This window comes from Micromonospora sp. H33 (assembly GCF_052068455.1).
Lineage (GTDB): Bacteria > Actinomycetota > Actinomycetes > Mycobacteriales > Micromonosporaceae > Micromonospora.
In genome coordinates, this window is record NZ_JBQHDE010000003.1 from 191,079 (window position 1) to 214,000 (window position 22,922).

Here is a 22,922-nt window from a genome sequence, read left to right on the forward strand (position 1 = left end):
TCAGCCGCCGCAGGCGGCGAGGTGGGTGCCGAAGCCGCCGCGATCCGGCAGCGCGGCCGGCGCCGGGTCGGGGGCGACCCGCCCGGCGCCGGCCTCGGGCACGCGCAGCGCGAGGGCGACCGTGTCGCCACCGCCGACCGGGCCGAGGGCGCAGTCGTCGTCATCGTCGTCGTCGGACGTCATGTTGCAGCCGGAGAGGGCGAGCGCCAGGGCGGTGAGCGCGCCGAGCTGCACGGAGGCCGAGCGGAGCCGGCGGCGGGGGTGTTCGGTCACGTTCATGGTTGTAACCGATGAACGCCAGCGGCGTCGTCCCCCGTGCAGGTGCAAGGAAGGGTCCCCTTTTATCGCCTCGTGAGGTGGAAGGGCCCCCTGTTAACACGCCGCGCGCCGGGCCCGTCACACCCCCGGCCGCCGCCCGGCACGGGTACCGGGGCTGGCGTTACGCTCAGCTCATGCTCCGTTCCGTCATTCTCGCCGCCTCCCGGTCATCCCAGGTCGAGCGGCTCGTCGCGACGGCCCCGTTCACCCGGGACGTCGTGCGCCGGTTCGTCGCCGGCGCCAAGACCGACGACGCGTTGCGCGCGACCCGCGAACTCGTCGACGACGGTCTAGCGGTCACCCTCGACCACCTCGGCGAGGACACCGTCACCCCCGAGCAGGCGAACGCCATCCGGGACGAGTACCTGAAGCTGCTGGGGATGCTCTCCGCCGCCGGCGTCACCCCGGCCGCCGAGGTGAGCGTCAAGCTCTCCGCGCTGGGCCAGATGTTCGACGAGCAGCTCGCGTACGAGAACGCGCGGGCGATCTGCGCGGCGGCCGACGAGGCGGGCACCACGGTCACCCTGGACATGGAGGACCACACCACCACCGACTCGACGCTGGACATCCTCACCAAGCTGCGCAAGGACTACCCGTCGACCGGCGCGGTGCTCCAGGCGTACCTGCGGCGCACCGAGTCGGACTGCCGCGAACTGGCCGGGGCCGGCTCCCGGGTGCGGCTGTGCAAGGGCGCGTACAAGGAGCCCGAGTCGGTGGCGTACCAGTCCGCCCGCGAGGTGGACAAGTCGTACGTCCGCTGCCTCAACATCCTGATGTCCGGCGACGGTTACCCGATGCTCGCCACCCACGACCCCCGGCTGATCGCGATCGGTGAGGACCGGGCCCGCTGGTTCGACCGCGGCCCGGACCAGTTCGAGTTCCAGATGCTGTACGGCATCCGCCCCGAGGAGCAGAAGCGTCTCGTCGGTGAGGGCTACATCGTGCGCACCTACGTCCCGTACGGCGACGAGTGGTACGGCTACCTGATGCGCCGTCTCGCCGAGCGCCCCGCCAACCTGGCGTTCTTCGCCCGCGCCCTGGCCTCGAAGAAGTAGCGTCGCAAACACCGTCCACGGGTCGGTGGTGACCTCCTGGTCGCCGCCGGCCCGTCCGTCTTTCCCGGGCCGCTTGACGGCGCTGGCTAACCGAGTTAGCTTCAGAGCTATGAGTGTTAGCTCTGTGGGGCGGCCGGGTGGACGGATCGCGTACGAGGTGCACGGGCAGGGCCCGCTGGTCGTGCTGTCGCACGGCATGGGGGAGAACCGCGGCTCGTTCCGCCACCTCGTGCCGCTGCTCGTCGAGGCGGGCTACCGGGTGGCGGCCGTGGACGTGCGCGGGCACGGCGAGTCGAGCGCCGGCTGGCCCACGTACGCCCCGGCCGAGGTCGGCGCCGATTTCCTCGCGGTCGTCCGTGACCTCGGCGGTGGGCCGGCCACCCTGGTCGGCAGCTCGTCCAGCGCGGCGGCCGTGGTCTTCGCCGCCACGGACGCCCCGGAGCTGGTCAGCGGCATCGTGCAGATCGGCGCGTTCGTCGGTCAGGCGAAGCCGAACCCGGCGATGCGGCTGGCCCAGTTCGTGGTGCTGCGCAGTCCACGGCTGTTCGGGGCGTTCCACCGCACGCTCTTCCCGGTCCGGCGGCCGGCCGACGACACGGCGTACCGGAAGGCCATGGTGGCCAGGCTGCGGGAGCCCGGCCGGATGGCCGCGACCCGGGGCGTGATCGCGCCCGCCGAGCCGCACTGGACCGCCCGGGCGCCGCAGGTCCGGCAACCGGTGCTGGTGCTGATGGGCGCGAAGGACCCCGACTTTCCCGACCCGGGCGCGGAGGCCCGCGCCGCCCGGCGGCTGTTCACGACCGCCGAGGCCCGGATGATCGACGATTCCGGCCACTACCCGCACGCCGACCAGCCGGAGGCGACCGCCGCGCAGCTCACCGAGTTCCTGGCGGTGACCCGGGGTGCCTAGGGCCGGCCTCACTCCGGACATCGTCGTGCGCGAGGCGGCCCGGCTCGCCGACGAGGTCGGTCACGACCGGCTCACCCTCGCCGCCCTGGCCACCCGGCTCGGCGTCGCGCTGCCGAGCCTCTACAAACACATCCGGGGCGCCGACGCGCTCGCGCAGCGCCTGGCCGCGCTGGCGACCGCCGAGATCGCCGACGAGATGACCGCGGCCGCCGCCGGTCACGCCGGCGCCGACGCGCTCCGCGCGGTCGCCACCGCCTACCGGGCGTACGCACGCCGGCACCCCGGCCGCTATCCGGCCGCGCAGCGGGCGCCCGACCCGGCCGATCCGGAGCACCGGGCCGCGGGGGAGCGCGCGGTCGGCGTCGTCTACGCCATCCTCCGGGGGTACGGGGTGACAGGCGAGCCGGCCGTCGACGCGGTACGCATGTTCCGCAGCGCCGTGCACGGCTTCGTGTCACTGGAGGCGGCCGGCGGGTTCGGGCTTCCGCAGGACGTGGACCGCTCGTTCGACCGGCTGCTCGACGGCTTGGACGACGCCTTCCGCTCCTGGCCGACCGCGAAAAAGGAGGACTGATGTACGTCCTCGGCCTGCTGCTGCTCTTCCTGCTGGAGATGGCGGTGCTGGTCGTCGCCGGTTGGTGGGGCTGGACGCTGGCGGCGAGCACGGCCGTCCGGCTCCTCGCCGCCTTCGGCGTACCGCTGCTGCTCGCGGTGCTCTGGGGTGTCTTCGGCTCGCCCAAGGCCCGGGTGCGGCTGAGCCCGGCGGCGAAGCACGCCTTCCAGGCAGCCTGGTTCCTGGTCGGCGGTGGAATCCTCGCCCTGCTCGGGTGGCCCCTGGCCGGTGCCGTGTTGGTCGCCACCTGGGCGGTCACCGTGACCCTGCTCCGCCGGGCGGGCCGGCCCGCCTGAGCCCTCGGGCCACCACCATCGGCGCGAGCAGTCTGCACAAACCGGCTCTCCTCGCGATGTCGTCCGCGCCGGATGGGTCGTACCCTTCGCGTCGTGACAGACGGGGAACACGGGACCGACGGCGGACCCGCGCCGGACGAGCCGGTGGCGGTCGTACCCGAGGAGCCACCCCGCCGGTCGCGGCGCTGGGCGCTGTGGACGGCGCTGGCGGCCGTGGTGGTGCTGCTCGCCTGCGGCCTGCCGGCGGCGCTGTTGGCCGGCGGGCAGGGAAGCGCCGGACCCGGCCGGCCCGCCGTGGCGGCCGTCGACCCGGCGACCGTCGTCGCGCGCCAGTTCGCCGAGCGGATCGGCGCGCAGCTCGACCGCCAGTCGGCCGCGCTGCTGCGCGGCGACCGGGCGGGGTGGCTGGCCGTGGCCGAACCGGCGGTCCACGCCGAGCTGGGGCGTCGCTTCACGGCGCTGCGGGCGCTGCGGGTGACCGGTTGGCAGGCCCGGCCGGACGGCCTGCCGACGCCGGTCGAGGGCCGGCCCGGCGAGTGGCGGGTGATGGTCGAGTTCCGGTACTGCTTCGCCGTGCCGGACTGCCGGACCAGCCCGGTGCTGACGGCCACCCGCTGGCGGGACGGCACGCAACCCAAGCTGCTCGCCGTCGAGCCGTCCGCGTCGCGGTCGGCCGGCACCCGGCCCTGGGAGATCAGCGACCTGGTCGTCGCGGTCGGCGAGCGTACCGTCGTCGCCACCACGCCGGCGCTGCGCAAGCGGCTGCCCGACCTGCTGGCGCGGGCCGAAGCAGCCGCCCGGATCGCCGACACCTACGCCGTCGACGGGCGGACACCGGACCGGTACCGGATCTTCCACGCGGGCCGGACCGAGTGGAAGCGCTGGTACGGCGGCGGCCGGCCCAAGTGGACGGCGGGGTACGCGGTCACCGTCGGTGGCGGCCACCACGAGGTGGTGCTGAACGCCGACAGCCTCACCGAGACCGGACTCGACGACCTGCTCCGCCACGAGCTGACCCACGCCGCCACCATGCCCGAGGGCGGCTATCCGGGCGCCCGGACGTGGTGGCTGATCGAGGGGGTGGCCGAGTACGCGGGCGTCGACGGCCGGCCGGTCGACCGGTACGACGGGTTGGCGGACGTACGGCAGCTGATCACCGGGGACTGGTCCGGGCGGCTCGACCGCCTCGCGCCGGCCCACAACGCCTCGGCCGACCGGGTCTCCGGCAGCTACGGGCTCGCCTACCTGGCGGTGCAGCACCTGGTGGACCGGTTCGGCACCGAGCGGCTGCTCGCCTTCTTCCGATCCGTGGCGCACGAGGGGCGGTCGCTCGACGAGGCCGCCGACGAGGTGTTCGACACCCCCTGGTCGGTCCTGCACGACGAGTGCGTCGCGTACGCCCGCTCGGTCGCCGGCTGAGCCGCATCGCCAGCCGTCAATGCACTCCTGGCGTCCACTGCGGACGGCGCGCACCGTGATCGGTCGACCGGCCTCGTGGCAGGGCCCGGTGGAGACCGGACGGTCGCAGGGTCGTACCCTTCGCCGCGTGATGAACGGGGAGCCCCTGACCGACGACCATCCGCCGACGACGCCCGCCGCGCCGGGCCCGGTGACCGAACCGGCACCGCATGCGGCTCCCGACCGGCGACCGCGCCGGCGCTGGCCGTTGTGGTCGGCGTTGGTCGCGGTCCTGGTGCTGCTCACCTTGGGCCTGCTCACGGCGTTGCCGGCCGGTGCGGTCGGCGGGGCCGATGCCAGGATGTTCGCCGGGGTCGTCGCGCGGGCCGAGAACCCGACCACCCGTGCCGCCCGGCAGCTCGCCGACCGGATCACCGTGCAGCTGGAACGGCAGTCCACCGCGCTGCTCCGCGGAGACCGGGCCGGGTTCCTGGCCATCGCGGAGCCCGCCGTGCAGGCCGACCTGCGCCGCCGGTTCGCCACGCTCCGGGCGCTGCGGGTGAGCAGCTGGCAGGCCCGCCCGAAGGGCCTGCCCACCGAGGCCGGCCGGCCGGGTGAGTGGCGGTTGTCGGTCGAGTTCCGGTACTGCTTCGTGGCGCCGAACTGCCGGCCCAGCTCGCTGCTCGTGGAGACCCGCTGGCGGGTGGGCGGTGCGGAGCCCCGCCTGCTGGAGCAGGCGAGGTCGAAGCCCGTGCCGCGGCTGGCCGGCCGGGGCACCGTGCAGGTCGGCGGCCTGCCCTGGGAGATGAGCGACCTCGTCGTCGCGGTGGGGAAGCGCACGCTCGTGGCGACCACCCCGGCGTTTCGCAAGCGGCTGCCGAACCTGCTGGCGCGGGCCGAGGCGGCGGCCAAGGTGGCCGATCAGTACGTGGTCGGCGCTGCCCGACCCGACCGGTACCGGATCTACTACGCCGGACCCGGCGAGTGGAAGCGCTGGTACGGCGGCGACCAGCCGGAGTGGGTCGCCGGGTACGCGATCGGCGTCGGCGGCGACCACGAGGTCGTGCTCAAGGACAACCGGTACACCGCCGCCGGCCTGGACGAGATACTCCGGCACGAGCTGGCGCACGTCGCCTCGCTGCCTGACCACGACAATCGGAGCGACTCGACGTGGTGGCTGACCGAAGGGTTGGCCGAACACGCGGGTGCCGACGGGCGGGCGATCGGCCGGTACGTCGGGCTGAGCGCGACGCGGCGGCTGGTCAACCGCGGCTGGGACGGGAAGCTCGACAACCTCGCCCCCGACGAGAACACCCCGGACGCGCGGGTGACCGGTAGCTACGGGATCGCGTACCTCGCCGTCCGGTACCTCGTCGACCGGTTCGGCGAGGAGCGGGTGTTCGCCTTCGTCAAGGCCGTGATCCACGACCGCCGGATCCCGAGACAGACCTCCGACGAGGTCTTCGGCGTGCCCTGGTCCACCCTCCACGACGACTGCGTCAAGCACATCCGGGGCGTCGCGGGCTGACGAGCCGGCCGTATCGTCGGACGTCGACGTGCCCTCGTAGCATGGGGCGTGTGCGCCGCACCGACTCGCCGCGGCTGCCCGCAGCCACGCGCTTCCGCCCCCGTCTGCTCACCGCCCTCCTCGCGGTCGTCGTCCTGACCGGCACCACCGCCGCCTCGTGCGGCGGGGAGGAGTCACCGGTCGCCCTCGCGGCCGCCGGCCGGACCGCCGTCGCCGAGGTCATCGACGCGCCGGCCACCGTGACCGCCCGGGCCGCCGCCACCCTCACCGCCGCCGCCGACGGGACGCTGGCGAGCCTCCGCGTGCAGCCCGGCCAGCGGGTCCGGCGCGGGCAGGTGCTCGCGGTCATCGACTCACCGCAGGCGGAGGAGCGGCTCCGGCAGGCCCGGGAGGCGCTCGCCGCCGCGAAGCGGGCCGGGCGCGGTGGCGGCGGGGGAGACCTGACCGGCGGACTGCGAGGCACCGACCGGGCCGCCGACGAGACGTACGCGGCGGCCCGCGCCGCTGCGGCGAAGATCAGTGATCCGAAGCTGCGGGAGGCGTTGCTGCTCCAGGTCCGGGACGCTCAGCAGCGGTACGAGGCGGCCGCGCGTGCCGCCGACCGCGCCGTCCGCGCGGTGCAGCGCGGCGTGAGCAACCTCAACGCGGCCGTCGGCGCGCTCGCCACCGCCCAGCGGCTCCAGGCCCAGCAGGCGTACGACCTGGCGAAGGCGACCGTCGACGCGCTGACCCTGCGCGCCCCGATCGGCGGTGTCGTGCAGATGGGTGGGACGACCACCGGCGGCGGTGTCGCACCGGACGCCCTGGCGGGGTTGCTCGGCGGGGGTGCGGCGTCCGGGCTCGACCCGTCGGCGCTCGGTCCGGTGCCGGCCGGCCCGCCGCCCGGGGTGGACGTCGCCGTCCCGGTGGGTGGCCTGGTCACGGCCGGGACGCCGGTGCTGACCATTGTCGACACCGGCCAGCTCGGGCTGCTCGCCGAGGTGGACGAGACCGACGTCCTGCTGGTGAAGGCGGGGCTGGCCGCGACCGTCGAGCTGGACGCGGTCCCCGGCGCCACGTACGAGGCCACGGTCCGCTCGGTCGACGTTCTGCCCACCACGTCGGCGCGGGGCGGGGTGGGCTACCGGGTCCGGCTGGCCCTCGGCGCGGGCCGGTTCGGCGAGGGGGAGCCGGCGCCGACCCCGCGACCGGGCATGAACGCGGTGGTCCGCCTCCAGGTGCGGGAGGCCACCGACGCGGTCACCGTGCCGGCGTCGGCCGTCTTCTCCGCCGACGGGCGGGACGTGGTCTGGGTGGTGCGGGACGGCCGGGCCGAGCGGGCGGCGGTGACGGTGGGCGTCCAGGGCCAGGACCTGGTGCAGATCGTCAGCGGGGTGCAGGCCGGCGACCGGGTCGTGGTCCGGGGCGCCGACCAGGTCCGCGACGGCCAGGAGCTGGGGTGACCGCCCCGGCGATCGAGGCCGTGGACGTGTCCCGCACGTACCAGCTCGACGGTGTCTCGGTGCCGGCTCTGCGCGGGGTGTCGCTGACCGTCGCGCCGGGCGACTACGTGGCCCTGGTGGGGCCGTCCGGCTCCGGCAAGTCGACCCTCATGCACCTGCTCGGCGGGTTGGACCGGCCGACCGGTGGCCATCTGGCGATCGGCGGCCGCGAGGTGGACAGCCTCTCCGCCGGGGAACTCGCGGCGCTGCGCAACGAGACCATCGGCTTCGTCTTCCAGGCGTTCCACCTGCTGCCCCGTACCTCCGCGGTGGACAACGTGGCCCTGCCCCTGGTCTACCGGGGAGTGAGTGCCCGGCAGCGGCGGGAACGGGCCGCCGCCATGCTCGGCTGGGTCGGTCTCGGGCACCGCCTCGACCACCGGCCGAACCAGCTGTCCGGCGGCGAGCAGCAGCGGGTGGCGATCGCCCGCGCCCTGGTCACCGATCCGACGGTGCTGCTGGCCGACGAGCCCACCGGCAATCTCGACAGCGTCACCGGCGCGGCTGTGCTGGAGCTGCTGGAACGGCTCAACGCCGAGTCCGGCGTGGCGCTGGTGATGGTCACCCACGACAACGAGGTGGCCGCCCGGGCCCGCCGCCGGATCGCGATGCGCGACGGGGTGGTCGTCGCGGACAGCGCCACCGGCGAGCGTCATGATCCACCGGTGTCGGGGGACGCGGGGCCGCCTGACACACTGGTACCCGCTCCCAGCGCGGAGTCCCGGTCCGCGTCCGGAAGCGGTCCGGGGCACCCGTCCGGTGGCACCGGTGGCGCCGCCGGAGCCACCGGGCGCCGCGCGGCGGCGGGACCGGCCGGTGGAGGGCCCGGTCTGTCGGCCGACGCGGGGTCCGGCTCGTGAGGCTCGCCGAGGCCTGGCGGGTGGCGTTGGACGCGCTGCGGGCCAACCGCCTGCGCAGTGCCCTGACCATGCTGGGCGTCATCATCGGCGTGGCCTCGGTGGTGATCCTCGTCGCCATCGGCACCGGCACCAAGCAGAAGGTCGAGCAGCAGGTCGAGGGGCTGGGCTCCAACCTGCTGCTGGTCGTACCCGGCCGGATCGACGTGGGGTCCGCACCCGCGCTCTCCCCGTTGACCCTGGACGACGTCGACGCGGTGTCCCGGGTGGTCGGTGACCCCGACCGGGTGGCCGTCACCGTCGCCTCCGGCGCCACCGTCCGGGCGGGTGCCCGGTCGGACTTCAGCACGGTGCAGGGCGTACTGGAGACGACCCCCGCCGTGTTCACCCGCGAGCTGGCCCGGGGCCGCTACCTCACCGGGTCCGACGTGGACACCAGCCGCCGGGTGGCGGTGCTGGGCGCGTCGGTGGCGCGGGCACTCTTCCCGGACCGGGATCCGGTCGGCCAGCAGGTCACCGTCTCCGGGGTGCGGTTCCGGGTGATCGGGGTCTTCGCCCCGCTCGGCCAGAGCCTCGGTGTGGACCGGGACGACGAGGTCCACGTGCCGGTCACCGCCGCCCAGCGGCTCTACGGCACGCAGCGGATCGACGGCATCGCGGTGAAGGCGCCGGACCGCGAGCGGATCGACGAGTTGGGCGAGCGGATCGTCGCCGAGCTGACCCGCCGGCACCCGGGGACCGAGTTCAGCGCGGTCACCCAGGAGCAGATCCTCGGTGTCCTCGGTGACATCCTCGGCATCCTCACCGGGGTGCTGGCCGCGATCGCCGGCATCTCGCTGCTGGTCGGCGGCGTCGGCGTCTCCAACATCATGCTGGTCTCGGTCCGCGAGCGGACGAGGGAGATCGGGCTGCGCAAGGCGGTCGGTGCCCGCCCGCGGGACATCGGCGTGCAGTTCCTGCTGGAGGCGGTGCTGCTCACCTCGATCGGCGGCCTGACCGGCATGGCCCTCGGCGTCGGCACGGCCCTGACCGTGGCGGCCGTGTCGCCGATCCCGGCGGCGGTCACATGGTGGTCGCTGGCGCTGGCGTTCGGCGTCTCGGCCGCGGTGGGGATCGTGTTCGGCGTGGTGCCCGCCCAGCGTGCCGGGCGGCTCGATCCGGTCGTGGCGCTGCGGTCCGAGTGAGCGGTGATCCGGACGAAGGTCGGTAAACGACGTAACACCCGGTCCGACACCCGTGCGAATTATGATCAGTTGTACGAAGGGATCGCGCCGGTCACAGCGGCCCCGCTACCGTACTGGTAACACGCGCGTCGCCGGTCCGGGCGGAAGCTCCCCGCCGGATGGGACGCGCCGGGCATGGGATGGGTCGGTGAGCCATGGCCGGGTCGCAGTCCGACGGTCGGCTGTCGGAGGTCAAGTTCCTGACCGTCGCCGAGGTGGCGACGGTCATGCGGGTGTCGAAGATGACGGTCTACCGCCTGGTGCACAGCGGTGAACTCACCGCGGTCCGGGTCGGCCGGTCGTTCCGCGTTCCCGAGCACGCCGTGCACGAGTACCTGCGCGGCGCCTTTCAAGAAACCGCCTGAGCCGCCGCCGGGGCGGACGGACCAGCCGGCGTGACGGGCATCGAGGGGCCGCGTTGGCCCTGCTGAGGCTCTGCGGCTACCCTGGACCCCGACCGTGACCGCAGGTGCGCTCTGCCGCCCGTCCCGCTGGTCCGGTCCGTTGTCCGCAAGCGGTCGCCGGCGTCACCCGTGACGTCATCCGGTCCGCCCCGCACGTTGCATCGAAAGGCTGTCGTATGGGCTCGGTGGTCAAGAAGCGCCGCAAGCGCATGGCTAAGAAGAAGCACCGCAAGCTGCTGCGCAAGACCCGCGTCCAGCGTCGCCGTCTCGGCAAGTGACCGGTGCCGGGCCTGACCCGGCACCTCGTCACCCGCCAACAGTCGACCCTCGGAGGCTCAGGTGATCAGGCCGTGGACGTCCCGGCTCGATCCCGCCTGCCGGGGGAGGTGTGAGACATGACCCCCGGTGGCACCCCTGGTGCTCCGGGGGTCGTCGTCGTGACCGGGGTGAGCCGGTACCTCGGCGCCCACGTCGCGGCCCGGCTCGCCGCCGACCCGCGGATCGAACGCGTCATCGGTGTCGACCCGTCGGAGTCCGGCGCGGAGTTGACCGACCTGCTGGACCGGGTCGAGCGCGTCCGCGTGGACGCCGGCTCGATCGGTGGCCTGCTCACCGACCTCGACGTGGACGCCGTCGTGCACCTTGCGCTGGTCAGCGCACCGGACCCGCAGCACGGCGGCCGGGCGGCCATGAAGGAGCAGAACGTCATCGGCACGATGCAGCTGCTCGCCGCCGCCCAGCGCGCTCCCCGGCTGCGCAAGCTCGTCGTCCGCTCGTCGACCGCCGCGTACGGGGCCTCGTTCCGCGACCCGGCCGTCTTCACCGAGGAGACCGAGCCGCGCGAGGTGCCGCGCGGTGGTTTCGGCCGCGACATCCTGGACATCGAGGGGTACGTGCGAGGTTTCCGCCGCCGCCGGCCCGACGTGACCGCCACCGTCCTGCGCTTCGCGCCGTTCATCGGCTCGACCGCCGACACCACGCTGACCCGCTACTTCTCGCAGCCGGTGGTGCCCACCGTCTTCGGCCGCGACCCGCGGTTGCAGTTCCTGCACTTCGACGACGCGCTGGAGGTGCTGCACCGGTCGATCGTCGAGGACCATCCCGGCACGTACAACGTCGCCGGTCCCGGCGTGCTGGCCCTCTCGCAGGCGATCCGGCGGGCCGGCCGCGTCGCGATGCCGGTCCTCGAACCGGGCCTGTCCGGGGCCGCGGCGCTCGCCCGCAGCCTCGGCTTCGGCCGCATCGGGCTCGACCAGGTCGACCTCTTCGTGCACGGCCGGGTCGTCGACACCGGCCGGCTGGAGCGGGAGTACGGCTTCACCCCGCGCTCCACCGCCGCCGCGTTCGACGACTTCATCCGCGCACACCACGGCGGAGCCGTGGTGACCCGGGACCAGCTCGCCGCCGCCGAGCGGCTGGTGCTGGACGGGATCCGGCAGGTCCGTGCCGCCGCCCGGGAGCGGTCGTGACCGCCCGGCCGCGGCGCGAGCCCGCCGGCGGCGACGGCCGGTACGACGTACCGCTGGCCGTGCCGCACCCGGCGCGGGCCAACGGGCACCGACGGGTCGCGGCGGCCGAGCCGGTGGCGGTGCCGGACGAGCTGGACACGGCGGCGACGGACGAGCCCGTGGCGGCGGCGGCCGAGCTGGACACGGCCGCGACTGACGAGCCGGTGGCCGTGCCGGACGAGCTGGACACGGCGGCGACGGACGAGCCCGTGGCGGCGGACGAGCCGGACACGGCGGCGACCGACGACCCGGGCGAGCCCGGGGCCGCGACTACGGGTGCCGCCGAGCGGGCCGGGCCGGACGGGCCGGCGGTGCCGGACCGGCCGGGCGACCACTGGGACCGCAAGGTGGCCAACGGCCTGGCGTTCCTGCGGCGACGGCTCGCCGGTGAGTACGAGGTCGACGAGTTCGGCTTCGACCCGCAGATCACCGAGGCGGTGTTCCATCCGCTGCTGCGGCTGCTCTACCGGGACTGGTTCCGCACCGAGGTCAGCGGCCTGGAGAACGTGCCCGCCGAGGGCGCCGGCCTCGTCGTCGGCAACCACTCCGGCACCGTCGCCCTGGACGCGCTGATCCTCTCGGCCGTGCTGCACGACCGGCACCCGGCGCACCGGTTCCTCCGCCTGCTCGGCGCGGACCTGGTCTTCCGGATGCCGGTGGTGTCGGAGATCGCCCGCAAGACGGGCGGCACGGTGGCGTGCAACCCGGACGCGGAGCGCCTGCTCGGTGCCGGTGAGCTGGTCGGCGTCTTCCCCGAGGGCTTCAAGGGCATCGGCAAGCTGTACGCGGAGCGCTACAAGCTGCAACGCTTCGGCCGGGGCGGCTTCGTGTCGGCGGCGCTGCGGACCGGGACGCCGATCGTGCCGGTGGCGATCGTCGGGGGCGAGGAGATCTACCCGATGCTCGCCGACGTCAAGCCGCTCGCGCGGCTGCTCAAGCTTCCGTACTTCCCCATCACGCCGACCTTCCCGTGGCTCGGCCCGCTGGGCATGGTGCCGCTGCCGAGCAAGTGGCTGATCGAGTTCTGCCCGCCGATCCCCACCGCCCACCTGACCGACTCGGCCGACGACCCGCTGGTGGTGTTCAACCTCGCCGACCAGGTGCGGGAGACCGTCCAGCAGGCTCTGCACAAGCTCCTGGAACGCCGACCGGACCCGTTCGGCCCCTGAGCCGGCCGGATCCGTTCGGCCCCTGGGAGGCTGGTTACGCCGCCGGTAATGCAGGTGCGGTCCCGCCCCGGGAGGTCGTACGGTCCTGGGTTTGTGAGCAGGGTGGTCGAGGCCGTCGTACCGGCCCGGTTGGGGAGAAGTTTCCGCTGGTTGCTGGCGTCGTCGTGGGCGACGAACCTCGGCGACGGGGTGGCGGTCGCGGCCGGACCGCTGCTGGTCGCGTCGCTGACCGACAACCCGTTCCTGGTGTCGCTGGCGGCGCTGCTGCGGTGGGCCCCGCCCATGCTGTTCGGCCTGTACGCCGGTGTGCTCTCCGATCGGCTCGACCGGCGCCGGATCGTGATCGTGGCGAACGCCGTTCGGGTCGTCGTCCTGGGCGTGCTGGCCCTGGCGCTGGTGGCCGACCGGGTCTCCGTGTTCGGCGCGCTGCTGGCGCTGGGACTGATCGCCACCGCCGAGGTCTTCGCCGACAACACCACCGGAACCCTGACGCCCATGCTGGTGCGGCGGGAGGACCTGGCGATCGCCAACGCGCGCGTCCTGGCCGGGTTCATCACGCTCAACCAGTTGGCCGGCCCGGCGATCGGTGCGGCGTTGTTCGCGGCCGGCCGGTCCTGGCCCTTCGCCACCGAGGCCGTTCTCGCGGCAGCCGGTCTGCTGCTGGTGTCCCGGGTGTCGCTACCGGCCCGCGACCCGGCCCCGACGGAGGCGACCCGCAGTGTGCGGCGGGACATCGTGGAAGGACTCCGCTGGACCGTCCGTCATCCGGCCGTCCGGACGCTCTGCCTCACCATCCTTGTCTTCAACATCACCTACGGCGCGGCCTGGTCGGTCCTCGTGCTCTACGCGAGCGACCGCCTCGACCTGGGTGCCGTCGGCTTCGGCCTGCTCAGCACCGTGACGGCGGTCGGCGGGCTGCTCGGCACCATCATGTACGGGTGGCTGACCCGCCGGGTGAGCCTCGGCAACATCATGCGGGCGGGGCTGGTCATCGAGACCCTCACCCACCTCGCGCTCGCCGCCACGACCTCACCGTGGCTCGCCTCGGCGGTCCTGTTCGTCTTCGGCGCGCACGCGTTCGTCTGGGGCACCACCTCGCTCACCATCCGGCAGCGGGCCGTCCCCACCGACCTCCAGGGCCGGGTCAACAGCATCAACACCATCAGCACCTACGGCGGCCTGGTCGCCGGCTCGGCGATCGGCGGTCTGCTGGTCACCCCGTTCGGGGTGACCGGGCCGTTCTGGTTCGCGTTCGCCGGCTCGGCGGTCCTCGTCGTCCTGCTGTGGCGGGAGTTCACCCGGATCGCGCACAGCGACGAGCCGGCACCGGTGTCCACCGTCCCGGCCGCCTGACGGTCGGGGAGCCCCGGCCGGAGTTCAGGACACGCGCTGGCGCCGGCGGTGCAGGGCAAGGCCCGCGGTGACGGCCCCGGCGACGAGCCCGGCGGCGGCCGTCGACGGGACGGCGATCTTCGCCGCGCGGCGTCCGGTGCGGAAGTCCCGCACCTCCCAGCCGCGCTGCCGGGCCTCCCGCAGCAGGCTGCCGTCCGGGTTGACCGCGACGCCACGACCGACCGTGCTCAGCATCGGCAGGTCGTTGGACGAGTCGCTGTACGCGGTGCAGCGGGACAGGTCCAGGCCCTCCACCGCGGCGAGCTGGGTGACCGCCTCGGCCTTCGCCGGCCCGTGCATCAGGTCGCCGACCAGCCGCCCCGTGTACGCCCCGTCGACCACCTCGGCCACGGTGCCGATGGCGCCGGTCAGGCCGAGCCGGGCGGCGATGATCCGGCCGATCTCCACCGGTGCCGCGCTGACCAGCCAGACCCGCTCGCCGGCGTCGAGGTGGCGCTGGGCGAGCCGGCGGGTGCCGGCCCAGATCCGGGGGGCCATCAGCTCGTCGAAGATCTCCTCGGCGAGCCGCTCCACGTCGTCCACCCGCCAGCCCTCGATGAAGGCGAGCGCGGTCTCCTTGGCCTGGGACATGTCGCCCGCGTGCTCGGTGGCAAGAACCCGGAACCGCAGCTGTTGCCAGGCGAACCGGAGCAGGTCGCCGGTGGTGAAGTAGTTGCGCGCGGCCAGCCCACGGGCGAACCAGTAGATCGAGGCACCCTGCATCATCGTGTTGTCCACGTCGAAGAAGGCGGCCGCGGTCGGATCGGGCGCGGGGGGCGGGGCGTCCGCCTCCGCCCAGCCGGAGGTGTGACCGTGGGCGTCGGTGCTGACCGTCACCTTACGGCTGCGGACCACGCGCCCTCCCTCCGCTCGACCGGCGCGCCGTGCGCCACCTCGCGAGGGTAGCCGGACGCCCGGCCAGGGGCGGGCGGTCCTCCGGACAATTGTGGCGCGGACGGCCCTCAGGGCCGGTGTCGCGCCGCGGCCCCTGCCGGTCGAGCCGGCCCTATCGGTCGGCGGGGCAGGTGGCCGGGGCCGGGCCGAGGGCGTCGCTGCCGACCGGGGCGGGCAGGCCGCACGCGATGGCGGCGCGCAGCGCGTCCGAGCGCTTGCGGACCGAGTCCAGCAGGGCGAGCGAGCGGCGGGTCCGGTCCCGCTCGGCGCGCGTCCCCTCGTCGAGCAGGCCGCTCACCGCCTGCCGCTGCGCGGTGACGAAGGTGTTGACCGTGTCCAGCGCCGCCGGGTCGGACCGCTGCACGGCGGCACCGGTCAACAGGCGTACGCCCTGGCGGGTGTCGGCGTCCATGTCGTCCAGGACGCCGCTGTAGCCGGCCCGGTCGCCCCGGAGCTCCGCGGCCTCGCCTAGGCGGGTACGGGCGAAGTCCAGGAAGAGCTGCCCGCGGCTCACGTCCGAGCTGGTGAGCGCGAGCTGGGCGCGCTCGGTGGAGCGCTTCATGCCGTAGAGGGCGTCACCCGGCACGGCGTTCTCACTGGCGGCCGAGATGCCGGACAGGGCCACGGCGCCGGCCGCGATGCCGACCAGGATGGCGCCACGGGCGCGGGCCCGTCGTGCGGTGACCGCCGGCAGCAGTGCCGGACGGCTGGCTCTCGTGCGGCGCGTCGCCCGCCCGGAGGCGGTGTCGGCGGCGGCTGCGCCGATGCCCTCGCGCTCGGCGGTGGCCAGCAGCATCGCCCGCAGGCCGGTACGGAACTCCGTGTCCACCTCGATCGCCGGCGGGGCGGCGCTGAGCCGCTGCCCGACCGCGACGAGGGCGGCGAGCTGGTCGTCCGCGCGGGACCGTACGTGGTGCCGCCGCCCGCCGTTGGCCTCGTCGAGAAGCTGAGCGAAGCGCTCCGCGCGCCGACGGGAGAAGAGGTCGCTGTCCACCGCTGGCACCTCCTCTCGCTGGTCACGGCCGGTCGGCCGCGGTCGTCGCCGACGACCGGTGACGGCGGGACACCACGGGAAGGCTCGTGCCGGCGGCGTCGCCGGACCTGAGGAACCCGGGGGGATGCCGGGACTGCCAACGGTCGCACCCGGAGAAACGCGCCGCGCAGGGCATGGGTTACGGGGCGAACAGGGCAGAAATCACGGAAAGTGATGCGTATCACCCGACGGCCTCCGCGCCGAGCTGCCTCGACGTCCCTCGGCCGCCCGCTGGGTCACGGTTGGAAGCCGTCGGGCAGCAACCGCGCCAGCGCGCGGACCGCGCGGTACTGCAGCGCCTTGATCGCACCCTCGTTCTTGCCCATGGCCCGCGCCGTCTCCGCCACCGAGAAGCCCTGGAGGAAGCGGAGCACGATGCATTCCTGCTGCTCCGGGTTGAGTCGCTTGACGGCGCCGAGCAGAGCGACGTTGGTGATGTGCTCGACCACCGCCGCCTCCGGGCTGCCCTCCGGCCCCCGGTCCTCGCGGTCGGCGTCCAGGACGTCTCCGGTGGTCACCTCCAGCCGGTACCGGCCGGACTTGAAGTGGTCCGCGACGAGGTTGCGGGCGATCGTCACCAGCCACGCCCCGAGGTCCCGGCCCTGCCAGGTGAAGCTGCCGATCCGCTTGAGCGCGCGCAGGAAGGTGTCGGATGTGAGGTCCTCCGCCAGCTGGCGGTTGCCCACGCGGAAGTAGACGAACCGGAAGACCGTGTCGACGTACCGGTCGTAGATCAGACCGAAGGCCTCGGCCTCGCCGGCCTGTGCCCGCTCGACCAGCGCCCAGACCTCGGTGGCCGGGTCGGACGGGTCGGGGCGGCTCGGGAAGCCGGTCGTGGTGGCGGGCACTACCGGCAGCACCGCGGTCTCCGTGGTGGACGGGTCGGCTGTGGCCGGCGGGTCGGCGGCACGTCGGCCCTGTACCGGCATGGTCGGGCGGGCCGGTGTCGCGACCCGGCCGCCGATCGGTTTGGCGTTCCCGCCCGGCGTCGCCGGTCTCGGCGCCGGCTCGTTGTGGTGCGGTCGGTCCCGCAGGCGGCTCGACGTGCCGTCGCCACGGGTGGCGAGGCTGCCGGTGTCCTCCACCGCGCCCCGGGCGGCCGGTCGCTCGTTCGTCGCGGGGCGTGGGGCCGGACCGGTCAGACCGAGCGGGCGGTCCGCGTAGCCGAAGGTCGTCATCGGGCCACCTCCGTCCCGCCGGTCACGCGCCGCGTGCCCGGTGCGCCGGGTACGCGGGGGTCGGGCAGGGCGGGTCGGGGGTGTGCCGACGGGCGGCAGATCCCCTTGAGGTGCTGGTCCAATGCGCTCACGGGCACGGGGGCCTCCTCGGGCTGAGGGGTGTCGACTCACGGCAAATGGGGTGAGCCGACCCGAGTGATGATAGGGCCAACGTCACCCGCGCGTGGCAAGTCCGTTACACAGGGCCGAAGTATTTCCCGCTGTGTCGCACGAATGGCGGACCGGTTGTCCGTCGTGTGCGGTTGACTTTCGGATTTGCCGCTGGTCCGCAGTGGATTCCCAGGTGGATGGCGTTGTGGCGAGCCGGGTCGGCGGCCCGCTCGACCCGGTCGGCTGAGGGTGGGTCGGTGTGTCGGCCGGTTTCGGTGTGTCCTGTCGACGGGACCGGAGGCGTCACAGCTGGTGCCGGCCGTCGGTCCCGTCGGCGGGACCAGGCACGTAACCGTCGAGGGCGGTCAATGGAACGTGCCGGCCCACGTCGATCCCGGCCGGTCGCTCCCGTCCTCGGCGCGGCCCGCCCGGCACCCGCCCGGGGCTGTCTGGCGCTCCGACGTACGGCGTGGGAGCCCGTTCCGGCGTGGCCGGCCGTCCCGCTCTGTGCCAGACTCAGCGACCGTGCAGGACGCAACAGGAAGCACCGCGTCGACCCTCGCCGACCGGCTCCGCCGGGCGGCCGTCGCCCACGGCGACCGCCCCGCGCTGCACTGGCGCGGAGAGACCCTGACCTGGTCCGAACTGGACGCCGCGGTGACCGCCGTCGCGCACGCGCTGGCCGCCCAGGCGGTCAGCGGCGACCGGCACCCGCCCCGGGTCGCGATCGCGCTCGGCAACACGCCGGACTTCGTGGTCAGTTACCTGGCCACGCTCCGCGCCGGCCTGGTCGCGGTGCCGGTCAACCCCGCCTTCACCGTCCGCGAGCTGGCCCACGTACTGGCGGACTCCGGCGCGTCCGTGCTGATCGGCACCGCGCCGGTGCGCGACCGGGTCGCCGAGGTGGCCGGTGACCTGCCGGCACTCGCCGCCGTGCACACCGCGCCGCCGACGGCGGACGGCGGCGGCGCCTTCCCCGCCCGGAGCGGGGACGACCTGGCGGTGCTGCTCTACACCTCCGGCACCGAGGGGCGGCCGAAGGGGGCGATGCTGTCGCACCGCGCGCTGGCCGCCAACCACGAGCAGGTGGACCGCATCGAGCCAACCGTCGTGGGCCCGGACGACACCCTGCTGCTCGCGTTGCCGCTGTTCCACGCGTACGGGCTCAACTCCGGGCTCGGCGCGGTCGTCCACCATGGGGCGACCGGGGTGCTCGTCGACGACCTTGGCGGCGACGCGGGCCTGGCGGAGATCGCCCGGCACCGCGTGACCGTGCTGGTCGGCGTACCGTCGATGATCGCGGCCTGGTCCACGGCGGACGCCGGGGCCGCCGCCGCGGCGCTGGCGTCGGTGCGGGTCGCGGTCTGCGGCGCGGCGCCGCTGGAGCCGGCCGTCGCGGCGCGCTTCAGCGAGGTCACCGGGCTTCCGGTGCACATCGGGTACGGGCTGACGGAGACCGCTCCGGTGCTCACCTCCACCCTCGTGGGCGGGGAGCCGAAGCCCGGCTCGATCGGCCGCCCGCTGCCCGGTGTGGAGCTGCGTCTGGTCGCGCCGGACGGCACCGACCTGTGGCGGGACGGCGTGGCCGTGCCCGACGACGACGCCGACGAGCTGGACATCGCCGACACCGCCCCCGGCACCGATCCCGGCCAGATCGTGGTGCGCGGGGCCAACGTGTTCTCCGGCTACTGGCCGGACGGGCGGGGCGGGCCCGACGCCGAGGGCTGGTGGGCAACCGGGGACGTGGCGTACGCCGACGACGACGGCGACCTGTTCCTGGTGGACCGGATCGGCGAGCTGATCCTGGTCAACGGATTCAACGTCTACCCGCACGAGGTGGAGCTGGTGCTCGCCGCGTACCCCGGCGTGGCCGAGTCGGCGGTACTGGGTGTGCCGCACCCGCGGACCGGCGAGACTGTCCAGGCGTACGTGGTGCCGGAGCCGGGGCGGGAGGTGACGGTGGAGGACCTGCTCGCTCACTGCGCCCGCAACCTCGCCCGGTTCAAGTGCCCGACCGCCGTCGAGTTCGTCGACGAGTTGCCGCACTCGGCGATCGGGAAGGTCCGCAAGACGCTGCTCCGGCCACCGGCCGGGGCGAAGCCCGCGACGCCGGTCCCGGCGGCGCCGGCCAGCCACCCGCCGGTCCCGGCCGGCACGACGGAGGAGACCGATGCGTGAACCCCGCCTCACCCTGATCACCCGGCCGGGCTGTCACCTCTGCGAGGACGCGAAGGCGGCGCTGGACCGGGTGGTGGCGGTCACCGGGGACCAGTGGATCGAGAAGGATGTCACCGGCGACATCGAGCTGGAGCGGGAGTACGGCGACCGGTTGCCGGTGGTGCTGCTCGACGGCAAGGAGCACGGCTACTGGCGCGTCGAGGAGGACCGGCTGCTGCGCGACCTCACCACCCCGCAGCTCTGACCGCTGCCGGTCGCCGGCTGCGGACGGGCGAGGGCCGCCGCCGGCCGGATAGGGTGCGGCGATGACCCCCGCGCACCCCCACCTGGTGTGGGACTGGAACGGCACCCTGCTCAACGACCTGGACCTGGTCGTGGCGTCCACCAACGCGGTCTTCGCCAGCGTCGGCGGGCCGGCGGTCACCGCCGACGAGCACCGGGTCCGGTTCCGCCGGCCGATCGCGGAGTACTACGCGGAGGTGCTCGGGCAGGCGGTCGACGACGAGGCGTTCGGTCGGCTCGACCGGATCTTCCACGACGCGTACCGGGACGGCTTGACCACCTGCGCGCTGGCGCACGACGCGGTCGAGGCGATGTCGTCCTGGGCGGGTGGGCAGTCGCTGCTGTCCATGTGGTTCCACGACGAGTTGGTGCCGGCCGTCCACACGTACGGACTGACCGGCCGTTTCCTGCGGGTCGACGGGCTGCGGGCGACGGTCGGCGGTGACCGGAAGGCCGAGTCGCTGGCCCGGCACCTGGCCGAGCTGGGGGTCGACGGCCGGGACGTGGTGCTGATCGGCGACTCCCTCGACGACGCCGACGCCGCCCTCTCGGTGGGCGGCCGTGCGGTCCTCTACACCGGCGGCTTCACCGACCCCATCCGCCTCAAGGCCTCCGGCCACCCGGTGGCCGACACGCTGACGGAAGCGGTAACCCTGGCCCGCACCCTGTAACGCGCCCCCCGCCCCCTTTTCCCGCGTTGATCATGAGGTTGACGGCGATGTGGATCTCCTCCGGTGCCGCTAACTTCATGATCAACGGGGTTCAGTGGCGGGATCTCAGGTGCGGAGGTAGGTCAGGACGGCGCGGACGCGGCGGTGCTGCTCCGTGTCGGGGGGCAGGTCGAGCTTGGTGAAGATGTTGCGGACGTGCTTTTCCACCGCACCGTCCGTCACCACCAGCGTGCGGGCGATCGCGGTGTTGGAATGGCCCTCGGCCATCAGGGCGAGCACCTCCCGCTCCCGCGGTGTCAGGTTGCGCAGCGGGTCGTCGCGGCGGCGCCGGGCGAAGAGCTGACCGATCACCTCCGGGTCGAGCACCGTGCCGCCACCGGCGACCCGCTCCAGCGCGTCGAGGAACTCGCCGATCGCGGCCACCCGGTCCTTCAGCAGGTAGCCGATCCCGGCGCCGGTGGCGAGCAGGTCCTCGGCGTACGACACCTCGACGTACTGGGACAGCACCAGGATCGGGGTCCGGGGCACCAGCCGGCGGCCCTCCACAGCGGCCCGCAGCCCCTCGTCGGTGTGCGACGGGGGCATCCGGACGTCGACGATCGACACGTCCGGGCGGTGGGCCACCACCGCCGCCACGAGGGCGTCACCGTCGGCGACGGCGGCCACCACCTGGTGCCCGCGCTCGGTGAGCAGCCGGACCAGCCCCTCCCGGAGCAGGACGGCGTCGTCGGCGATCACGATCCGCATGGCTGTGTTGTCTACCACGTCGGCCGCGCGCCCGGCCGCCCCGCGCCCGGCCGCCCTGGGAGGGGTCGGCCCGGCGCTTGGCGGCAGCCGCCGCGCTCACCGCGGAAGGTCCGCGCGTACCTCGGTGGGACCACCGGCCGGGCTGGTCACGGTGAGCCGGCCGCCGGCCGCCCGGACGCGGTCGGCGATGCCGGCCAACCCGTGGCCCTTGGCCAGGTGTGCGCCGCCCTCGCCGTCGTCCTGCACGCCGACCCGCAGCAGCGGGCCGTTCCGCTCCACGATGACGCGGCACTCGGTGGCCCGGCTGTGCTTGGCCACGTTGGTGAGCGCCTCGGCGACGACGAAGTACGCCGTGCTCTCGACCGCCGGGTCGAGCCGACCGCCGGGCCCGCCGAGAGCCGGGTCGACCCGCAGCTCGATCGGGATCAGCCCGCGCCCGGCCAGCGCGGCGAGGGCGCTGGGCAGGCCCCGGTCGACCAGGATGGGCGGCGCGATGCCCCGGGACAGGGCGCGCAACTCGGCGAGAGTCTCCCGGGTCTGGCCGACCGCCTCGTCCAGCGTCCGGCGGGCCGCCTCCGGGTCGGACGCGAGTTGCTCGCGGGCCCGGCTGAGGTCCATCGCGAGCCGGACCAGGCGCTGCTGCGGCCCGTCGTGGATGTCGCGCTCCAACCGGCGCAGCGCGATCGCCTCGGCGGACACCGCCGCGCGCTTCTGCTCCTCGAGGGTGGTGATCCGGTTGCGCATCTCGGCGACACCGGTCAGCAGGGAGCGGGCCAGGCCGGCCTGGAGCCGGGCGCAGGCACGGGCCACCAGCGGCAGTGTGAACAGGCAGAACACGCCGATGGCGGTGTTCAGGACGATCCGCGCGCCGGCGCCGTCGCCCATCCCGAGGAGCTGGCTCAGGTCCTGGTCGTCCGGGCCGCGGGGGATCGCCCAGTCGTACGCCCCGTAGAGGGTGCCGGCGACACCCACCGCCCACCAGACGATCAGCACGACGAAGGTCGGCAGCGCCACGAGCAGCTTGCCGAAGGCGTGCAGCAGGTCGAGCCAGGACTGGAGGTCGCGCATCGGCACCACGACGCGGCGCCAGAAGCGCGCGTCCGGCGCGGGGGTCAGGTAGTCCGGGCGGACCCGGGGCAGGTGCAGCACGGCGGGGAGCCGGAGCCGTTCGAGGTCGGCCAGCGCCCGCGCCGCGTAGAGGGTGCCGGCGAGGACCGGCAGACCGAGCGTGGTGACCAGCAGGCCGGCGGTGAGTGAGATCCCGGCCACGGCCAGCACGAAGCCGGCCAGCGCGAGCGGCAGGCCGAACAGCACGTAGCCCGAGTCGCGCAGGACCTGACGGGCGAGGCTGTGGACGGGCGTGGCGCGGGTCGGTGCGGCGCCCACTGGTACGGCGGTCATGCAGCGAGGCTATGGGCCGGCGGCGGTCCGGCCCATCCCGTACACCGGCCTCCGGAGGGTGGGGCTGGCCCTACCCCGGTCGGTTCCGGTACGTGACGCGCCCGCGCGCGATTGGTCAGAGAAGTCGCAATTGAGCAATAATCGGCGGGCGGCGCCGGCGGAGGCCGCCGGATCGATCTTGCGGAATGGAGGGCCTGGTGGAGCCGCGTCGCGCGCGACCAAGATCGCGATTTGTG

23 protein-coding genes are annotated in these 22,922 nt (G+C 74.3%); 17 read left to right on the top strand and 6 right to left on the bottom strand.

From position 1 onward, the window contains the following. Window positions 1–279: a hypothetical protein gene (locus ACTMS0_RS10090; RefSeq protein ID WP_441154884.1), complete on the bottom strand. Its 279-nt coding sequence runs from the start codon at window positions 277–279 to the stop codon at window positions 1–3. Between the two features lie 173 nt (window positions 280–452). Between ACTMS0_RS10090 and ACTMS0_RS10095 the strand changes: the two genes are divergently transcribed. From ACTMS0_RS10095 to ACTMS0_RS10160, 14 genes are all read left to right on the top strand, one after another. Further along, a complete protein-coding gene (locus ACTMS0_RS10095; RefSeq protein ID WP_441154885.1) occupies window positions 453–1,373 on the top strand; it encodes a proline dehydrogenase family protein in 921 nt (306 codons plus the stop codon). 109 nt (window positions 1,374–1,482) lie between these two features. Then, entirely contained in the window at window positions 1,483–2,283 is an 801-nt protein-coding gene (locus ACTMS0_RS10100; protein ID WP_441154886.1) for an alpha/beta fold hydrolase, read from the top strand. Beyond that, the gene (locus tag ACTMS0_RS10105; RefSeq protein WP_441154887.1) at window positions 2,276–2,857 is read left to right on the top strand and encodes a TetR/AcrR family transcriptional regulator; all 582 of its coding nucleotides are present in this window, start codon (window positions 2,276–2,278) and stop codon (window positions 2,855–2,857) included. Before ACTMS0_RS10100 ends, ACTMS0_RS10105 begins: the two co-directional genes overlap by 8 nt. Next, entirely contained in the window at window positions 2,857–3,192 is a 336-nt protein-coding gene (locus tag ACTMS0_RS10110; protein ID WP_441154888.1) for a YrdB family protein, read from the top strand. The genes ACTMS0_RS10105 and ACTMS0_RS10110 overlap by 1 nt, the downstream gene beginning before the upstream one ends. 93 nt (window positions 3,193–3,285) lie before the next feature. Then, window positions 3,286–4,611: a hypothetical protein gene (locus ACTMS0_RS10115; protein WP_441154889.1), complete on the top strand. Its 1,326-nt coding sequence runs from the start codon at window positions 3,286–3,288 to the stop codon at window positions 4,609–4,611. Window positions 4,612–4,741: 130 nt separating this feature from the next. Then, window positions 4,742–6,118, top strand: coding sequence for a hypothetical protein (locus ACTMS0_RS10120; RefSeq protein WP_441154890.1), 1,377 nt, complete (start codon window positions 4,742–4,744; stop codon window positions 6,116–6,118). A 41-nt stretch (window positions 6,119–6,159) separates the two neighbouring features. Beyond that, the gene (locus ACTMS0_RS10125; RefSeq protein WP_441154891.1) at window positions 6,160–7,560 is read left to right on the top strand and encodes an efflux RND transporter periplasmic adaptor subunit; all 1,401 of its coding nucleotides are present in this window, start codon (window positions 6,160–6,162) and stop codon (window positions 7,558–7,560) included. Next, window positions 7,557–8,459: an ABC transporter ATP-binding protein gene (locus tag ACTMS0_RS10130; RefSeq protein WP_441154892.1), complete on the top strand. Its 903-nt coding sequence runs from the start codon at window positions 7,557–7,559 to the stop codon at window positions 8,457–8,459. Before ACTMS0_RS10125 ends, ACTMS0_RS10130 begins: the two co-directional genes overlap by 4 nt. Further along, a complete protein-coding gene (locus ACTMS0_RS10135) occupies window positions 8,456–9,640 on the top strand; it encodes an ABC transporter permease (RefSeq protein ID WP_441154893.1) in 1,185 nt (394 codons plus the stop codon). The genes ACTMS0_RS10130 and ACTMS0_RS10135 overlap by 4 nt, the downstream gene beginning before the upstream one ends. 194 nt (window positions 9,641–9,834) lie before the next feature. Next, window positions 9,835–10,044, top strand: a complete 210-nt coding sequence (locus tag ACTMS0_RS10140) for a helix-turn-helix domain-containing protein (protein ID WP_007465625.1) — start codon at window positions 9,835–9,837, stop codon at window positions 10,042–10,044. A gap of 215 nt (window positions 10,045–10,259) precedes the next feature. Further along, a complete protein-coding gene (locus ACTMS0_RS10145; RefSeq protein WP_007465623.1) occupies window positions 10,260–10,361 on the top strand; it encodes a 30S ribosomal protein bS22 in 102 nt (33 codons plus the stop codon). A 117-nt stretch (window positions 10,362–10,478) separates the two neighbouring features. After that, a complete protein-coding gene (locus ACTMS0_RS10150; RefSeq protein WP_441154894.1) occupies window positions 10,479–11,552 on the top strand; it encodes an NAD-dependent epimerase/dehydratase family protein in 1,074 nt (357 codons plus the stop codon). A gap of 350 nt (window positions 11,553–11,902) precedes the next feature. Continuing rightward, window positions 11,903–12,760 (top strand): lysophospholipid acyltransferase family protein, encoded by an 858-nt coding sequence (locus ACTMS0_RS10155; protein WP_441155159.1) that lies wholly within the window; start codon window positions 11,903–11,905, stop codon window positions 12,758–12,760. A 93-nt stretch (window positions 12,761–12,853) separates the two neighbouring features. Continuing rightward, complete coding sequence (locus tag ACTMS0_RS10160) at window positions 12,854–14,113, top strand: MFS transporter (RefSeq protein WP_441154895.1); 1,260 nt, start codon at window positions 12,854–12,856, stop codon at window positions 14,111–14,113. A gap of 24 nt (window positions 14,114–14,137) precedes the next feature. Here the strand turns inward: ACTMS0_RS10160 and ACTMS0_RS10165 are convergent, their stop codons facing one another. The 3 genes from ACTMS0_RS10165 to ACTMS0_RS10175 form a co-directional block, all read right to left on the bottom strand. Beyond that, window positions 14,138–15,007 carry an HAD family hydrolase gene (locus ACTMS0_RS10165; protein WP_441154896.1) on the bottom strand — a complete coding sequence of 290 codons (870 nt, stop codon included), beginning with the start codon at window positions 15,005–15,007 and terminating at the stop codon, window positions 14,138–14,140. Window positions 15,008–15,158: 151 nt separating this feature from the next. Further along, a complete protein-coding gene (locus ACTMS0_RS10170; protein WP_441154897.1) occupies window positions 15,159–16,040 on the bottom strand; it encodes a DUF5667 domain-containing protein in 882 nt (293 codons plus the stop codon). Between the two features lie 275 nt (window positions 16,041–16,315). Next, entirely contained in the window at window positions 16,316–17,257 is a 942-nt protein-coding gene (locus ACTMS0_RS10175) for an ECF subfamily RNA polymerase sigma factor, BldN family (RefSeq protein WP_441154898.1), read from the bottom strand. A gap of 675 nt (window positions 17,258–17,932) precedes the next feature. Here ACTMS0_RS10175 and ACTMS0_RS10180 point away from each other — a divergent pair. From ACTMS0_RS10180 to ACTMS0_RS10190, 3 genes are all read left to right on the top strand, one after another. Then, window positions 17,933–19,585, top strand: a complete 1,653-nt coding sequence (locus tag ACTMS0_RS10180) for an AMP-binding protein (RefSeq protein ID WP_441154899.1) — start codon at window positions 17,933–17,935, stop codon at window positions 19,583–19,585. Beyond that, window positions 19,578–19,829 carry a glutaredoxin family protein gene (locus tag ACTMS0_RS10185; RefSeq protein ID WP_441154900.1) on the top strand — a complete coding sequence of 84 codons (252 nt, stop codon included), beginning with the start codon at window positions 19,578–19,580 and terminating at the stop codon, window positions 19,827–19,829. Before ACTMS0_RS10180 ends, ACTMS0_RS10185 begins: the two co-directional genes overlap by 8 nt. A gap of 61 nt (window positions 19,830–19,890) precedes the next feature. Further along, a complete protein-coding gene (locus ACTMS0_RS10190; RefSeq protein WP_441154901.1) occupies window positions 19,891–20,538 on the top strand; it encodes an HAD family hydrolase in 648 nt (215 codons plus the stop codon). 105 nt (window positions 20,539–20,643) lie between these two features. Here ACTMS0_RS10190 and ACTMS0_RS10195 read toward each other — a convergent pair whose 3' ends face one another. After that, on the bottom strand, window positions 20,644–21,285 hold the full coding sequence (locus ACTMS0_RS10195) for a response regulator transcription factor (protein ID WP_441154902.1): 642 nt from the start codon (window positions 21,283–21,285) through the stop codon (window positions 20,644–20,646). A gap of 96 nt (window positions 21,286–21,381) precedes the next feature. Beyond that, the gene (locus tag ACTMS0_RS10200; RefSeq protein WP_441154903.1) at window positions 21,382–22,686 is read right to left on the bottom strand and encodes a sensor histidine kinase; all 1,305 of its coding nucleotides are present in this window, start codon (window positions 22,684–22,686) and stop codon (window positions 21,382–21,384) included. Window positions 22,687–22,922 lie beyond the last annotated feature (236 nt).